The organism is Petralouisia sp., from assembly GCF_056822245.1.
Map to the genome: position 1 here is coordinate 1 of NZ_JBQIOP010000020.1, position 16,439 is coordinate 16,439.

The window sequence follows — 16,439 nt, forward strand, 5'->3', positions numbered from 1 at the left end:
TCCTTTTTTCGGGCAGTTATCTATCTGCTCATACGAAGCAAAATTTATCAATACATAGCATATCAGAGAACGGCAGGAAACCAGTTAAAAAAATTTCTGCCAGTGCAACGGTACTTCTCACCTTGAAAGTAGAAGTACAATCTCCATACAATAGAATTACTATTTCCTATAACCGTAAAGGTCACAGAGCCTTTGCGGTTTTTCTTTTGTCGATTTTTGTTGGAAAGTGCCGTAGGGCTGTTTCTGATATGCGGTGTCGTTCTCCGCCTCTCCATCTGGATTTTTTACATTTCAAAAATTCAGATGGGAGGTATTTATGGTGAAATATGCACCAAGAAAGGTATATATCAGAGAAAGTGGCGGCTATGTGGAATTATCCTACACGGAGTTCTGCCGTTGCAGGGAATCCGACCAGACCTATATGGACAAGCTGTTTATCCCCATTCAAGGCTGTCTGCTTGAAGTCGTGAGGGAGCAATACACAGACTTCTACCGTGACAAGGAACGGTGGCGTTATCTGCAAAAATTAGATACAAAGAATAGACTGCTATCTCTCGACGGATTTACGGACAGCGAGGGGAATCCTCTGGACTTTATCACTGATGAAGCGGTGGACATTGCAGAAACCGTTGTCAATGCGGTCATGGTGGACAGGCTGAAAGCCGCCCTGCCTTTGCTGTCGGATAGTGAACAGGAGCTGATACAGGCAATCTTTTTTGACGGACTTTCCGAGCGTGAAGTCGGGGCGAGGTTGGGCATAACCCAGAGCGTTGTAAACAAACGCAAAGCCAGAATCCTAATAAAACTAAGAAAGATAATAGAAAATTTAAATTTAAGGCGTTCAGCCCCCTTGTTTTTTCCTTTGGGAAGATGAGGGGGCTTTTCTCTGCCCTCTCAATCAATTCTGATTGGAGGAAGTAAGAATGGCATACAACCACGGACGGGAGGACAGGAAATGGCGTATCTGGAAAGAAGCGGAGGAAAAGCTGCTGCGTGAGTGCGGCGTTGATGAAGCGACCATTGAGCAGATACGCATGGCGGACAGGGCAGACTTCAATTCCAACAGGCGGTTTTACCGATGGACGAATGACGTTGCGGAATATCTTGAGGACATGGCAGGCAGGGAGCGGCAGGCGGAAGTGGGTACGGTTGCGGAGTTACTGGAAGAGATTGAGAGCGAAAATCTCTATCAAGTATTAGTCACGGTGGACGGGCGTACCTTGAAAATCGTCCTGCTGAAAATGCAGGGGTATTCCACAAAGGAGATTGCCCCGCTTGTGCATTTGACGACTGGTGCCATCTATGCGAGGTTAGACCATCTGCGGAAGAAGCTGCGGAAAATTTTATAGCTTCTAAAACAGCCTGCCATCCTGCGGGCTACTGGGTGAGGGATGGAAATCCCCTCACTCATTTTTTGCAGGAGGACAACAGGATGGCATACAGGGTTAAGGCATACACGCTTCGGGAGGAATCCACGGAAAGCGGCACAAGGTATTTTATCAGCTTTAAGGACGGGCAGGGCAAATCCCACGAGTTGGAAGTGTCGGAACAGTTCTTTATGGAGTTTCGGCAGATGGAGCGCAGGAACAGGAATCTTTTCTAATGGGACGAGCGGCACAGGGAGTTTAACGAGGTATGGGACGAAACCCTTTACAGACGGGCGTTGCGTGTGCCTAAGAGCCTTGATGAACGCATGGTTGAGGAAGAACGGAATGAAACGCTCTATAAGGCGGTTGGGAGCCTTCCAGAGATACAAAGGCGGCGTTTCCTGCTCTACTACGAGTATGAGTTCAATTTTTACCAAATCGCCGCTATGGAGCATTGCACCGCTTCGGCAATACAGAAATCTGTTGCGATTGCAAAGGAGAAAGTAAAGGCGGAAATTGAAGAAATATCTCCAACCGTGACCGACACCGCCCGAAAAAGAAATCTGTTTTTTATTTGTGTGGGATTGGCGGCATTACATACTCTCACTTTTTTCCGTGGGAGTAAATCTATTTTTAAGGAGGTCAACGCCTATGTGCAACGAAAACAAAGACACCGCCCGAAAGGAGGAAAGCCATGCAGAAGTTACAGACAGTCAACGCCGAAACGCTCCTTTATGAACCGCTTGAGAAACCATCCTTTGTGGTGGACAGCCTTATCCCGACAGGCTTATCGCTGTTCTGCGGCTCACAGAAGATAGGCAAAAGCTGGCTCATGCTGAAGCTATGCTTATGCGTGTCGCAGGGAATCCCTTTATGGGATATGCCGACAATGGAGGGCGATGTGCTTTACCTCTGCCTTGAGGACACGTTCTGCCGCATACAGGACAGGTTATTTCGTTTGACGGACGAAGCAAGCGGGCGGCTCCACTTTGCCGTGGCAAGCTGCAAGCTGTCAGACGGTCTTATCGTGCAGCTTGAAGATTATCTGAAAGATTACCCAGACAGCAGGCTCATTGTCATTGATACCTTGCAGAAAGTCCGTACAGCTTCAAAAGACAATGCCTATGCAAGCGACTATGGGGACATCTCCCTCATCAAAGACTTTGCCGACAGGCACTCTCTGGCGGTCATTGTCGTACACCACATCCGAAAGCAGAATGACAGCGACGTGTTCAACAAGGTGTCTGGGACGACAGGATTAACGGGGAGTGCGGACGCTACCTTTGTTCTGGAAAAGGAGAAACGTGCGTCTGACACCGCCAAGCTGTATGTGACGGGCAGGGACACGCCTTATCAGGAATACACGCTGCGTTTCCGTGATTGCCGTTGGGAGCTTGTGGAGCGGAAAACGCAGGAGCAGCTTGCGAAAGAAACGATACCAGATGTCCTTTTTCGGTTGGTGGATTTTATGAGGGATAAGGAAGAATGGATAGGCACGGCAACGGAACTGTTAGCCGCTATGGGGGAAACGGAAACCATACCCACGGTGATTACGAAATGGCTGAATGAATACCGCACCACATTTTTAAGCGAGAACCGTATCTGCTACCAGTACAGCCGCAGGAAAGACGGCAGGCGGATTGCCCTTGCAAGGAGGGCGGGTGACAGCGGTGATGGTGGTGACAGCGATATTAGGATACCCCCCTGTTACTGTCATTGACGCTTAAAGCCATGTAAAGCTGGCGGCTCTGCCCTGCGGGTGACAGCAGTGACGGTGGTGACAGTGATTTTAGGATACCCTGCCGCTGTCATCCCTACGGGAGAACACCCCGTAAACGCAAAATGCAGGCGTGAGATTTACTCGCCCTTTTCGGTCGTGTAAAACCACCCCTGCGGTCAGAAAAATCATTCCGATTTTTCCGACTGCGTTTACAGGGTGTAACACACTACACTTTGCCCTGCAAAGTCGTGTGCCAGACGTTCCCTCTGGACTCCCTTAAGGCAGGGCTGTGCCCTGCTATCCTACGCCTTACGGCTTCGGATAAAAGAATGGCGGCATGACGGTGACGGCTCTTGCGAGGGGGGTATCCCAAAAACACCGTCATCATCGACATGACCGTCATGCAGGGGGTGAGGGTGACAGTTGCGGCAGTCGGCAGGGGGTATCCCAAAACTGCTGTCACCACCGTCACCGCTGTCACCCCAAAGGACGGTCACCCGCCGAAAGAAAGGAGGAATCCGCCTATGCCTTATGCAATCCTGCGTTTCCAGAAACGAAAAGCGGGCGGCGTTGCGGCTTGTGAACGCCACAACGAGCGGAAGAAAGAAGCCTACAAAAGCAACCCAGATATAGATATGGAACGCTCTAAAAACAATTACCATCTCATAGCACCACCAAAGTACACCTACAAGAAAGAGATTAACCGCATGGTAGCCGAAGCGGGGTGCAGGACAAGGAAAGACAGCGTGATGATGGTGGAAACGCTCATCACAGCTTCACCAGAATTTATGAACCAGTTACCGCCCGAAGAACAAAAAGCGTATTTCCAGACGGCTCTTGACTTCATTTCGGAGCGTGTTGGAAAGCAGAATATCCTCTCCGCTGTCGTCCATATGGACGAGAGAACGCCCCATATGCACCTCTGCTTTGTGCCGATTACGCCAGACAATAAGCTGTCAGCGAAAGCTATCTTAGGCAACCAGAAATCATTATCCGAGTGGCAGACCGCCTACCATGAGCGGATGTCCTCACGGTGGAATCAGCTTGAACGGGGGCAGTCCTCAATGGAAACCAAGCGGAAACACGTCCCCACATGGCTCTATAAATTAGGCGGCAGGCTTGATAAACAGTATGAAGAAATCGTGTCTGCCCTATCCGACATCAACGCCTTTAACGCAGGGAAGAAAAGGGATAAAGCGTTAGATTTACTCTCTGCATGGCTGCCAGACGTGGAGAAATTCTCTAAGGAAATCGGGAAACAGCAGGCGTATATCGACAGTTTGAAAGAGAGAATTGGGCAGGAATCAGACTATGCGGGGCGTATGCGTGATGAAAAGTACGAGCAGGAACTAAAGGTGCAGAAAGCGAATCAGAAGATATTTGAATTGCAGAGAACCAACGAGCAGATGGGGCGGCTGCTGTCAAAAATACCGCCCGAAGTGTTGGAAGAATTGCAGAAAAATCATAGAAGCAGAGCGAAAGAAAGGTAGATATGTGAATGAAGAAACAGGATTTTAAGGTGTTAAAGACCAAAGACTTGTACCCGTTCCCCGACAATCCGTTTCATGTGGCAGAAGATGAAACACTGTCAGAGTTAGCGGAAAGCATCAAGGAATTTGGCATTGTCACGCCGATAATCACACGCCCGAAAGAGGACGGGGACGGTTATGAAGTGATTGCAGGACAGCGGCGTGTCCGTGCTTCTGAACTTGCAGGGATAAATACCGTGCCTGCGTTTGTCCTGCCCTTAGACCGTGACCGAGCCATCATCACCCTTGTAGACAGCAATTTGCAGCGTGAGAATATCCTGCCATCGGAGCGGGCGTTTGCTTACAAGATGAAATCCGAAGCCATGAAGCGGCAGGGTTTCCGCACAGACTTAACCTCGTCACAAGTTGTGACGAAGTTGCGGACGGACGACAAGGTGGCACAGGGCTTCGGCGTGGGCAGGATGACCGTGCAGCGTTTTATCCGCCTGACGGAACTGATACCGCCGATTTTGCAGATGGTGGACGAGGGGAAAATCGCCCTCACGCCTGCGGTGGAACTGTCCTTCTTGAAGAAAGACGAGCAGGAAAACCTCTTTGCCACGATGGAGAGCGAAGAAGCAACGCCCTCACTCTCACAGGCACAGCGGATGAAACAGTTAAGCCAGAGCGGGCGGCTTGACATGGATACGATATTTGCGATTATGACGGAGGAAAAGGGCAACCAGAAAGAAACCTTGAAAATCAACACAAGCAAGCTGAAAAAATACTTTCCGAAGAACACAACGCCGAAGCAGATGGAGGAAACCATCATCAAACTTTTGGAGCGTGAGTTGCAGAGGAAACGCAACCGTGACAGCCGCTAATCTTCTTTTTTCGGGAAGTAAATACAGAGAGTTGAGGTATGGAGAATGAGAGAAATCCAGTATGAAATCGTAAAGGAAATCGCAGTATTGTCTACGGGCGACAGTGGCTACACAAAGGAAATCAATCTCATTTCATGGAATGGGAAAGAGCCGAAGTATGACATCCGCAGCTTTTCCCCGAACCGTGAAAAGTGCGGCAAGGGAATCACGCTGAACGCTGATGAAGCGGCGGCACTCCTTAAAGCATTACAGAAAGAATTAAACAGCGAGGATTAATGGTATCTGATTGGCAGGGCGGGGACATTTCCAAACTCTTCCCTGCCCTGTCTGGAAAGGAAGATTTAAGTATGGGCGAGGATAAGAAAGCAGATAAAAAGAGAAAGCGTATCGTGCCAAAAGCACCAGTGCAGATGATAATCAGCCGTGAATATGTCGGCACACAGACCGTTACAGAAGCGTTTGTCCCGATTATCTCCGAGGATATTCGGAAGAAGATTGCCGAGGGCGACACCTTCGACAATGAGGGGCTGTCCGCTTAGAATGTACGCAATGGGACATGAAAACAGATAGGACAGATACGGAGGTTTTACAGTATGGCAGGAATCAAAGAAGAAAAGAAAATCTATTTAGTCGGCATTTATTGCCGCTTATCTAAAGACGATGGTACGGATAACGAGAGTGCGAGCATTGCGACACAGAAATCCATCCTCACGGATTATGTGAAAAAGCAGGGATGGCACATAGCAAAAACGTATGTGGACGATGGTTATTCTGGTACAAATTTCCAAAGACCAAGTTTCCAGAATATGATAAAAGACATTGAAAGCGGTCTGATAAACTGCGTGATTACGAAAGATTTATCCCGTCTGGGGAGAAACTATCTTGATTGTGGGTTATATCTGGAAGTTTTCTTCCCAGAGCATAACGTGAGGTATATAGCGGTCAATGACGGCGTAGATACCTTGAATAAATCTGCTATGGACATCACGCCTTTCCGCAACATTTTAAACGAAATGTATGCCGCTGACATATCTGTTAAGATAAAATCGGCATATCGGGCGAGGTTTCAACAGGGGAAATTCATGGGAACTACCGCCCCTTATGGCTATATCAAAGACCCTGCCGACCACAACCATCTGCTGATAGATGATAAAGTGGCACATGTTGTAAAAGAGATATTCGACCTTGCATTAAAAGGGAATGGAGTTGCCAAAATTTGCAGACATCTTAATAAACAGCATATCCTACGCCCTGCCGCTTATGCGGCGGAGCGTGGCGAAACAGGCTTTGAACGTCATTTTGAGGGGAACGAGGACAAACGCTATATTTGGAGTGGGAACAGCGTGAGGAGCATTTTAAGAAGCCCGATATATGCGGGAAATCTTGTAGGCTACAAACGGATTGCCGCCAATATGAAAAGCAAGAAACGCCCCTCTAAGCTGCCCGAAGAATGGGAAGTGATACCCAATACCCATGAGGGAATAGTCACGCAGGAGGAATTTGATATTGTCCAACAGCTTATTACAAGTCGTAGGCTTCCACAGAACAAGGGAGGATTTGTAAATATTTTTGCAGGCGTTATCAAGTGTGTGGACTGCGGATGTGCTCTGCGGGCAATGAACGTACACAGGAGGAAACGCCCAGAGATTATCGACTGTGTACAGTATTCATGTAATAATTATGCAAGAAACGGAAGAAGCGAGTGTAGTGCCCACAATATAGAAGCAAGGGATTTATTCAATGCCGTTCTTGCCGACATCAACTGTTTTGCGGATATGGCAGTGAATGATGAAAAGGCGGTCAGGGCCATAGAAAAGCGGCTCACGGAAACAGACCAGAGCAGGGCGAAAGCATTAGAGAAAGAACGTAAGAAGCTGAACAAACGCCTTGCGGAACTGGACAGGCTGTTTTCCTCTCTCTACGAGGATAAGGTCATGGAGCGTATTACCGAGCGGAATTTTGAGATGATGTCGGGGAAATACCAGAAAGAGCAGCTTGAAATTGAAGCAAGGCTGAAAGAGGTGACGGAAACTCTTAATGAAAGCTACGAGAAATCACGGGGAATCCGTGACTTCCTCGCCCTTATCCGAAATTATCAAGGCTTAAAAGAACTGGATGCAACAGTTATAAACGCACTCATAGACAAGATACTTGTTTCGGAGCGTGAGAAGATGGCAGACGGAACAGTGAAGCAGGAAATCAAGATTTACTATAAATTCATCGGCTTTGTCGATGAATTACATATCATACCTACAAAACGGTGGGCAGCAATGCCCGCTAAAAATTGTACGGTGTGCGGCGTTGAATATGTCCCGGGCTCTGGTGCATCAAGGTATTGTCCTGCTTGTGCCAAGAAGATACGGAGGGAGAAATCAAACGAGAGCAAACGCAGGAGCAGAGAACAGAAAAGGATAGCATGTATGAACTGTCCGCAAAAAATGACCGACTGATTTGGAGCAGCAGGAGGGCCGCATCCTTCGTCAGGGGAACCAGAATGACAAGGTGCAGATTTACCGGTACGTTACCGAAAATACATTCGATGCGTACATGTGGCAGATCCTGGAGAATAAGCAGAAGTTCATCAGCCAGATCATGACGAGCAAATCCCCGGTGCGGGCCTGTGAGGACGTGGACGATACGGCGCTCAGTTATGCGGAGATCAAAGCCCTGGCTACGGGCAATCCCTATATTAAGGAGAAGATGGATCTCGACATCCAGGTAAGCAAGCTGAAGCTTTTGAAGGCAAACCATACCAGCCAGAAATACCGTCTGGAAACGGAGATCGCAAGGAATTACCCGGTGAAGATTACGGCACTAAAGGAACGGATTGCCGGCTTAAAGGCAGATGCGGAGGCGGTAAAGCCGCTTTTAGAGAAAGAAAAGGAAAAAGACGATTTCTCCATGATTATAGGTGGAAAAACTTACACTGACCGGAAAGAAGCAGGCACAGCGATCATTGCCGCCTGTGCCGGACTGAAAGCGGTGAAAACAGCCGGGCAGATCGGGGAGTTCCACGGGTTTACCCTGTCTGCGAGTTTCGACAGCTTTAACCAGAGTTTCCAGTTGACGATTAAGCGGCAGTGCAGCTACCAGATTGAAGTGGGGAAAGACCCGCTAGGAAACCTGCAGCGTATCAGCAACGCACTCTCCGGGATTGAGAAGAAGCTGGCGGAATCGGAAGTGAAATTGGAAACCGTGCAGCAGCAGCTTGCCACGGCAAAGGAGGAAGTGGAGAAGCCGTTTGCAAAGGAAGAAGAGCTGGCGGAGAAGATGGAACGCCTGTCAGAATTAAACGCCCTGCTGAACATGGACGAGAAAGGGCCATCGGAAGCGTTGGGCATGGAGGAAAATGTGCAGGATGTGGCAGACCGTCCGAGGAAAGCCGCCACATATGCAGGAAGGGTGTCGGATGCTTCACGGATTGCGGATGGAGCGAGGAAGCCTTCCGTGCTTGGGAAGCTGAAAGAGGCAAAGGACAGGATTGCCGGGAACCATAGGGACAGCCAGAGGTTAGCAAAGAAAAAAGAACAGGAATTATAATTAGGAAGCCATGCCGTCAATAGATGATGGGGTGGCATTATTCATGACAATAGAAAGTCTGTGAAAGGTGCTTTCTATTGTATATGTGGGCAGACGGGAAAGCGGTGATATGTTTTTCTGTCTGTCTATTTTATTTATCTGCAAAGTGTTTTGCAGGGCAGGGTAAAGCCTGCCAGCGAGAGCGTAAAACAAACCGGATTTGCCGGACATTCTCTGTATTTGGGGGATGGTTCTGTGGCATATGCCGGAAAAGAATGGAGGGAATTTATAATTTATGGCCGGAAAACGGGAAGAACAGTTAAAAGAGATTACAGAGCGGCTGGAACAGGGCGTTAAGGATCTGTTTACTTCGGAAAAATATACGGAGTATCTGAAAACCATGTCACAGTTCCACAATTACAGCTTCAACAATACGCTTTTGATAGCCATGCAGAAGCCGGAGTCAACCTTGGTTGCTGGCTACAGCTCCTGGAGCAAGAAATTTCACCGGCAGGTGAAGCGTGGGGAGAAGGGGATCAAGATCATTGCCCCTGCACCGATCAGGGAAAAAGAAGAAATAGAGAAATTTGACCCGGAAACGAACGAGCCAGTCCTACGCCCGGACGGACAGCCGGAAACGGAGGAAGTGGAGCATATCATCCCACGGTTCCGTGTGGCAACGGTATTTGATATTTCACAGACTTACGGCGATCCGCTCCCGGAATTGGACACACCGGAGCTGATGGGGAGTGTGGAGAACTTTGGGATTTTCATGGAGGCGATTGGGATTGTATCCCCTGCCCCTATGCGTTATGCGGAGATTGAAGGGGATGCAAAAGGATATTACAGCAATACCAATAAAGAAATAGTGATCCGGGAGGGCATGAGCGAGAAGCAGACCATGAAAACCGCCGTCCATGAAGTGACCCATGCCATGTGCCATGACCGGGATGTGATGGAGGAGCTTGGGGAGAAGAAAAACCAGATGACGAGGGAGGTGGAAGCGGAGAGCGTTGCTTTCACGGTTTGCAGTTATTTTGGCTTGGATACGTCAGATTATTCGTTTCCATACATAGCCGGATGGTCGAGCGATATGGATATGAAGGAGCTGCGCACTTCTATGGATTTTATCCGGAAAACGGCAGGCTCTTTTATTGACAGCATGGTGGAGAATATCCAGAAGCTGCAGAAAGAAAAAGCAGCGCAGAGGGAATTGGCGGAAGATGACCTGGTATTCCAGGTAGCCCCGCTTGGAGAAGACACAAAAAAGTTTTACCTTGTGGATAATGTTGGGCGGGTAGATTTTTTAAGGCTGTTACATACATTTGCCGAACAGGAGAAGGGAAACGGAAATCCGGAGCAGTTCTTAAAAAGCCACGGCGTACATCTGGATCTGTGGAGGGATTCGGAAAGCCTGGAGGAAAACCAGGAAATGCCGGAGTTTTATGATGTCTTGTATATGGATGCAGACCATATCGTGGATGCGGCAGGGTTTTCCACTCTGATACAGGTGGAGATGATGATCAGCCGTGCTGAGTACGGGCATACAGCTTTGGGGAAGGAAGCGCATAACCTGGCTGTCCAGTATGCCTATAAGCTGGATAACCCAGGGGACACCAGGGAGTTGGTAAAAAAACTTGCGGAAGCCACGGAGAATCCGGAAGCGCATAATATCCAGGAGGTCATGGAGGATGCGCAGGCGGAGATTGACTTCCTGCCGGATAACCAGATCGGCCTTATGCAAATGCATGACTTTGGCTACCGCAATGATTCTGTCCTTCCTCTCAAAGTGGAGCGAGCGGTTGCCCTGCATAATGCAGGACTCAACATTTACAGTCTGAATAAGGACGGAAGCCGTACCCTGATGAATACGGAAACCGATATTCGGGGGCAGGATGGAATTTTTGGTATTGAGGGCAGGGAGTGGGAAAGCTACCGGGTGATGGAAGCCGTGCGTGAAGAAAATGGGGAGCAGGAACACCAGAACAAAGATTTATTTTTCAACAGCAATCAGGATAGCTATGCCATCTATCAGATCAAAGATGACAGCAAAGGCAGGGAATATCTGTTTATGGGTACGGAGTACCTGAAAAAGCAGGGGCTTTCTCCAGAATATGATGATTACCAGATGGTTTACAGTGACGTGCTTGCGGAAAATGAAACGCTGGATTCCCTATATGAAAAGTTCAATATCAGGCGGCCGCTGGATTTTATGGGGCATTCCCTTTCCGTCAGTGATGTAGTTGTTTTGAAAAAGAATGGGGAGATTTCAGCGCATTATGTGGATTCTTTTGGATATACGGAATTGCCGGAGTTCTTTTCGCAGAGGGAGAAAAGCAGGAACCAGGGGAAGGAAGCGGAGGCAGGACAAACGGCTCCGGAAGAAAAAATATACCCGCCGTTTTACATGCATACACTTTCCTATGCAATGGAACATGGACGGGCAGATGATTACCTGGATTCGAGGAAGCTGAACCTGGACTGCAAAAGGGTCATTGAGGATGCGATCCAGAAGAATTTTGACGGGATGCACTTAGCACATGATGCCGCAGAGGAAGTCCTGGAGGAATATGGTGCGGAACGTGTGGTATTTATTCTTGCCAATACTGTACAGCAATTAGAACATGACGGGCGGTTTTCTATCGGGAACAAAGCGTGGGCAAAAGGATACAAAATACCAGAGAACGTAAGCCGTGGGATGGATTTGAACGCTGATTATGTAATAAGCAGCCATCCGGCTGTGCTGGACGGGTTTATCGGACTTGTAAGAGAAGGGATACGGGAACAGGAGTTAGGGAAGGAAGAGAGCGTGCAGATCAATGAAGAAACGAAAGGGTTTATTGCAGATGGGCATTTCGGTACATGGCATACGGCAGAAATGAAAGAGATCAGCGGCGAGCTGTTTTACCGGATGGAGCATGAGGAGTATGGGGATTCGGTTGCTTCCATTATCGTCAGCCAGGAAGGGGAACTGGTGGCGGAGGATTTGGAGCATGGGTTTGACGCGGGGGCAATGGAAGCCATTGGCGAGTATTTTTCAGAAAAGGGAATAGAGATGGAGCCGGAACCGTCATTTATTGCACAATACTACGTCATGCAGAATGCCGAAGGCGGCAAAGCAGAACGGGAATATCAATATTTTCAGGATATAGATACGGCGGTCACAGCCTACCATCAGATCCCGAACCATATGGATAAGCGCCTTGGCATGGAAAGCACGGAACAGCCGCCTTCCCGGATGTCCCTGATCGAGTGCAGGAATGGGATAGAAACGCTTACAGACATAGAAAAATATTCCCTGAGCGGGAAGTGGGTGCGTGAAGAAACAATGGAGGCGTCGCAGAAAGCAAAAGAATATTTGGATGGCTGTAACAGTGAGATCGCATACCAGACCGGGAGAGGATATTTTTCCATCCAGACTGTTTCCGATGGCTATGATTATACAATTTATGGCAAAGATTTCCGGGAGATTGACGGGGGTGTATATGACAATCCTGATATAACCATTGGTGAAGCAATGGAGGCGATTCTTTCTGATGAAGGCATTCAAGTGGCATTGTGCAAAGTTATGAATTATGAGGAATTACAGGAGAAGGCGGAAGCCGCAGCACAGGAGGATATACAGAAAGCACAGGCAGAAGAAAAGGGGAAACTTTCGCTTATTTCCGATATGACAGAGCCGGAGCCTGCCCTGAACGGCCAGAGCCGTGCAGGGATAGAGGAAACGGTACTCTGCTATGCCCAGGCGCAGATTGATGAAATGGGGCTGTCGGAGGAAGTGGAACTGCTTGGCGCAAGGGTTTACGGGAGCCGTTCCAGGGAAGGGCTGTACCACGAAGGATCGGATATAGATGTTGTGGTGTCTTACAGCGGTAGTTTAAGGGAGGATGCTTTTTTCAATGCTCTCCATAAGGACGGTCTGGAGATAGCGGGAATCCCGGTAGACATCAATCCAATTTCTACAGAAAAAACAGGGACTTTGGAGGAATATTTGGAAAATGCAGAGAAATATTTGGATGAAAAGCAGAGCCGCATGGAGCTTCCTGAATACGAACAAGGCGGGCAGACAGGGCAGGAAGCAGTGATTACTTTTTATGTGGCGGAATGTACGGAGTTCCCTGTGCTGGGGGAATACCATGAGCGGCTGGAAACGCTGCAGGAAGCTATGGAATTGTATGAAAAAATTCCGGCAGAACGGATGAATGGTATGAAGGGGATTGGTTTCCGTCTGGAGGATGGCAGCATCTATGATGGGAATTTTGACTTAATGGTGATGGGGGAGATGCAGACGGAATTTATCAATGAAATCCCTCAATACAGGGAAAGCCCCCTGGTACAGAAAGCAATTTCAGATATGGAAGAGATCCTCTCTAAGCAAAAGGAAAGGGATGTGTCGGAACCGGATAAGAAACAGGAGTTATCACAGCCACCAATGTCATCGGGAAATAAGGAAAAAGCAGTGCAGATGTATGAAGAAGAGAAATCAGATCCTACAACATATGAAGCGGGCAGAGATACTGGCACAGTGGAGACGAAGGCTGCAAAACCTGAAAAATCCGCTGAAAATGCCCCGAAAGCTGACAAAGGCATATCTGGCGGGAGCAGGAAACAGTCTGTTTTAAATGCACTCCGGGAACGGCAGGCAAGGATGAAAGCACAGGAGAAAGAAAAGCAGGGGCAGGAGAAAACAGCACGGAAGAAAGGAGGGCAGGAATTATGATGGTAAGGTTTGAGGAAAATGAATATTTCCTGACGGCAATGTTCCAGAAGGAAAGCAGACAGGCAACCATAGAGGAAATACATAAGGCAATCCCCTATATAGGCAGGGATGAAGAAATGCTGGCGCTTATCAACAGCACGCTGGAAAAGCTGTGGTTCCTTTCGGATGAGTCATTCTTAAGTATGGATTTGGAACCGTACAGGCAGGAACCGCTGGAGGATGAATGATGGATGTGAATCAATTTGCGGTTTATCAGCTTAAAAATATCCCGGAAAACAGGCAGATGCGGTTCCGCCCATACAGTGTGCTGCAAGAAAAAGGAATCCAGATAAGGTGCAAGGACTATGAACAAGTTTATTTAGGACGGATGCAGCCGGAAGATGGGCCGGAACAAATCCGCAAGCGGTTTGAACGGAAGCTGCCACGGTCATTTCATGGACATTCGATTAGCATCAGCGACGTGCTTGTGCTGAATAATGCGGGTGTTGTGACCTCTTATTATGTGGAAAAGGAAGGCTTTACCATTATAGCTGGGTTTATCCGGAAAAGCTCTTCGGGTGCGCTGGTGTCTCTGGACACTGCGGATTTTCATATCGAAGGGAAGGAGGGGAGCTGGCTTGCCTTTGACAGCATGATCGTAGACGGCAGGCAGTTCTTCCTGATGGAGCATGAAACTTATGGGAAGGATGTGGCATGGGCTGTATTGGACGAGGATGGGAAGCTGATTGTGGATAATGTGTATCAGGGATTTAACCAGACGGTTTTACAGCAGATCCAGGATTACATCAATCCGCCGCAGCTTGCAAAGGAGCCGGAAAAGCCGGAAATGACTGTTGGACAGGCTGCAGCGCCGTCAGGGGCAACTGCGCCGTCCCTAAGCAGTCAGGGAAAGCAATCCCTTGAAAACTGGCAGAAATATATGGAAAATGGCGAGTACCTCCGAAGCATTGAGAGTGGGGAAGAACAAAATTACAGCTTTATCGACGGGAACAAAAATAATGATAAAAAGAAAAATGGCAGGGTATCCGTTTTGAAAAAGCTGAGGCAGAAACAAGCAGAAATCGCGAAACGGAGCGGAAAGCCCGCACAGCAGATGGAAGCTGCGGCGGATATGGAGCGTAGACGGAAGTAAGGAAAGAGGGAAGTGTCTGGCTTGTGCTGCCGGATGCTTCTTTTTTTATGTCTTGAATAGTGGGGAATTTCTCTGTATAATAAAACCATAGCAGGCATAGCGAACCTGACAGACAGGCGGAAGCCGGAACTGAGGTGATATTGTGCAGGGTAAAACAGTGCAGGAAGAACCAAAAGAGAAAACAGTGGAGAAAAAAGAAGCATTTGCAAAATATACGGCGAAGGATAGTGTGTTTACGACGCTCTTCCGGGATAAGAAATACCTGTTACAGCTATACCGTGCGCTCCATCCGGAGGACACGGAGACTACGGAAGATGCGCTTAAGGATATTACAATCAGGAATGTGCTTACGAATGGAATCTTTAATGATCTTGGGTTCCGGGTTGGGGATAAGATTATGTTTCTTGTTGAACAGCAGTCCGCATGGACAATGAATATCATTATACGTGCGCTTATGTATTTGGTGCAGACGTATCACGATTATTTTGAAGAACAGGGGGCAGACTTATATGGGAGCAAGAAAGTCCATGTGCCGGAAGCGGAAGTCTATATGATCTATACCGGGGAGCGTGTAAGCAGGTCGGAAACCATTTCACTTTCCGAAGAATTTTTCGGTGGGAAGGAATGTGCCATTGAAGTAAAGGTAAAAGTAATCTATGGCGGCAAAGGAAACGATATTATCAGCCAGTATGTTGCGTTCACAAAGGTATATAATGAACAGGTAAAACAGTATGGAAGAAGCCGGGAGGCGGTCACGGAAACCATCCGTATCTGCAAGGACAGGGACGTACTCCGTGAATTCTTAGCAGACAGGGAAAAGGAGGTTATATCAATTATGATGACATTATTCGATGAAGAGAGGATCATGCGTACCCATGTTGCCAGTGAAAGACGTGAGGCCGCAAGGGAAGCAGCGGAAAAGATGTTAAAGGCGGGGAAAATATCGGTAGACGAAATTGCGGAATATTTTTCAGAACTTACGGCAGAGGACATTCAGGAAATTGAAAGCGGGCTGCTTCAGACGGTATAGTATTTGTGGCAGGTCGATACAGGAAGAAAAAATATATAGAATCCCCGGCTGTAAATGGGTACAGCCGGGGTTACTCATATGGAGGGTACAGTGAAGGAATCAGAACTGATAGGGAAAGTACATTCTGCTGTCTACCATCAGTGCCAGCAACGGGGGTATGCCGCTCCAGCTGATGTGCTGGTGGATGTAGGGGTACTGCCAAAAGAAAAATATGAGGACTGGAGATTCGGGAAGGTGCGGTATCTGGAAGCGGTCTGCACATGCAATTTGAAAAAAATTTCCTTTATTATGAAACAGATCCGCGCCTATGCAAAGAAATCCAATTTAAAACCGTCATTCTGCTATTATAAGCGGTGGGGCGTGAAGAAAAAACATGGGCATAAGCCGGTAATTCCCTTACGTTTCAGCAAAAGCGGTAACCCTGAAATTGAAAAGGCTTATGCAACACATTATGTGGATTTGGGAAGGACGGAGCAGCTAAAAAAGGAAAAGATGGAGAAAGCTGCGGCAGTCCAGGCAGGAAGATTGGATAAGACGTCAGGTATGCCGGAAATGGATATTTCCGAAAACAACAATGATTGATAAAATGGGGAAAGCG

13 protein-coding genes and 3 pseudogenes are annotated in these 16,439 nt (G+C 48.1%); all 16 read left to right on the plus strand.

The window, feature by feature from the left end:
- The coding region (locus tag ACTO17_RS09555; RefSeq protein WP_482557787.1) for a hypothetical protein at positions 1–323 on the plus strand (323 nt) is incomplete at its 5' end.
- Entirely contained in the window at positions 320–874 is a 555-nt protein-coding gene (locus ACTO17_RS09560) for a sigma-70 family RNA polymerase sigma factor (protein WP_465221560.1), read from the plus strand. The genes ACTO17_RS09555 and ACTO17_RS09560, both read left to right, overlap by 4 nt.
- Positions 875–923: 49 nt before the next feature.
- Positions 924–1,349: an RNA polymerase sigma factor gene (locus ACTO17_RS09565; RefSeq protein ID WP_000323895.1), complete on the plus strand. Its 426-nt coding sequence runs from the start codon at positions 924–926 to the stop codon at positions 1,347–1,349.
- An 83-nt stretch (positions 1,350–1,432) separates the two neighbouring features.
- A pseudogene (locus tag ACTO17_RS09570) lies at positions 1,433–1,907 on the plus strand (RNA polymerase sigma factor).
- Between the two features lie 154 nt (positions 1,908–2,061).
- A pseudogene (locus ACTO17_RS09575) lies at positions 2,062–3,094 on the plus strand (AAA family ATPase).
- A 517-nt stretch (positions 3,095–3,611) separates the two neighbouring features.
- Complete coding sequence (gene mobV, locus ACTO17_RS09580) at positions 3,612–4,577, plus strand: MobV family relaxase (protein ID WP_001820668.1); 966 nt, start codon at positions 3,612–3,614, stop codon at positions 4,575–4,577.
- Between the two features lie 8 nt (positions 4,578–4,585).
- Entirely contained in the window at positions 4,586–5,440 is an 855-nt protein-coding gene (locus tag ACTO17_RS09585; protein WP_000743700.1) for a ParB/RepB/Spo0J family partition protein, read from the plus strand.
- A 45-nt stretch (positions 5,441–5,485) separates the two neighbouring features.
- Positions 5,486–5,716, plus strand: a complete 231-nt coding sequence (locus tag ACTO17_RS09590; RefSeq protein WP_001206986.1) for a YdbC family protein — start codon at positions 5,486–5,488, stop codon at positions 5,714–5,716.
- 71 nt (positions 5,717–5,787) lie between these two features.
- Entirely contained in the window at positions 5,788–5,979 is a 192-nt protein-coding gene (locus ACTO17_RS09595) for a hypothetical protein (protein ID WP_001820669.1), read from the plus strand.
- A gap of 54 nt (positions 5,980–6,033) precedes the next feature.
- Positions 6,034–7,890 (plus strand): recombinase family protein, encoded by a 1,857-nt coding sequence (locus ACTO17_RS09600; RefSeq protein ID WP_001820670.1) that lies wholly within the window; start codon positions 6,034–6,036, stop codon positions 7,888–7,890.
- Positions 7,883–8,980, plus strand: a pseudogene (locus ACTO17_RS09605) (DNA methylase); the annotation flags it as partial. The gene ACTO17_RS09600 and the pseudogene ACTO17_RS09605, both read left to right, overlap by 8 nt.
- A gap of 274 nt (positions 8,981–9,254) precedes the next feature.
- Positions 9,255–13,679, plus strand: a complete 4,425-nt coding sequence (locus ACTO17_RS09610) for a DUF3849 domain-containing protein (protein WP_482557788.1) — start codon at positions 9,255–9,257, stop codon at positions 13,677–13,679.
- Entirely contained in the window at positions 13,676–13,906 is a 231-nt protein-coding gene (locus tag ACTO17_RS09615) for a transposon-transfer assisting family protein (protein ID WP_120476865.1), read from the plus strand. The genes ACTO17_RS09610 and ACTO17_RS09615 overlap by 4 nt, the downstream gene beginning before the upstream one ends.
- On the plus strand, positions 13,906–14,811 hold the full coding sequence (locus ACTO17_RS09620; protein ID WP_120476864.1) for a YodL domain-containing protein: 906 nt from the start codon (positions 13,906–13,908) through the stop codon (positions 14,809–14,811). Before ACTO17_RS09615 ends, ACTO17_RS09620 begins: the two co-directional genes overlap by 1 nt.
- 142 nt (positions 14,812–14,953) lie before the next feature.
- A complete protein-coding gene (locus ACTO17_RS09625) occupies positions 14,954–15,841 on the plus strand; it encodes a hypothetical protein (RefSeq protein WP_120476863.1) in 888 nt (295 codons plus the stop codon).
- 90 nt (positions 15,842–15,931) lie between these two features.
- Positions 15,932–16,423, plus strand: coding sequence for a hypothetical protein (locus ACTO17_RS09630; RefSeq protein ID WP_482557789.1), 492 nt, complete (start codon positions 15,932–15,934; stop codon positions 16,421–16,423).
- Positions 16,424–16,439: the final 16 nt, after the last annotated feature.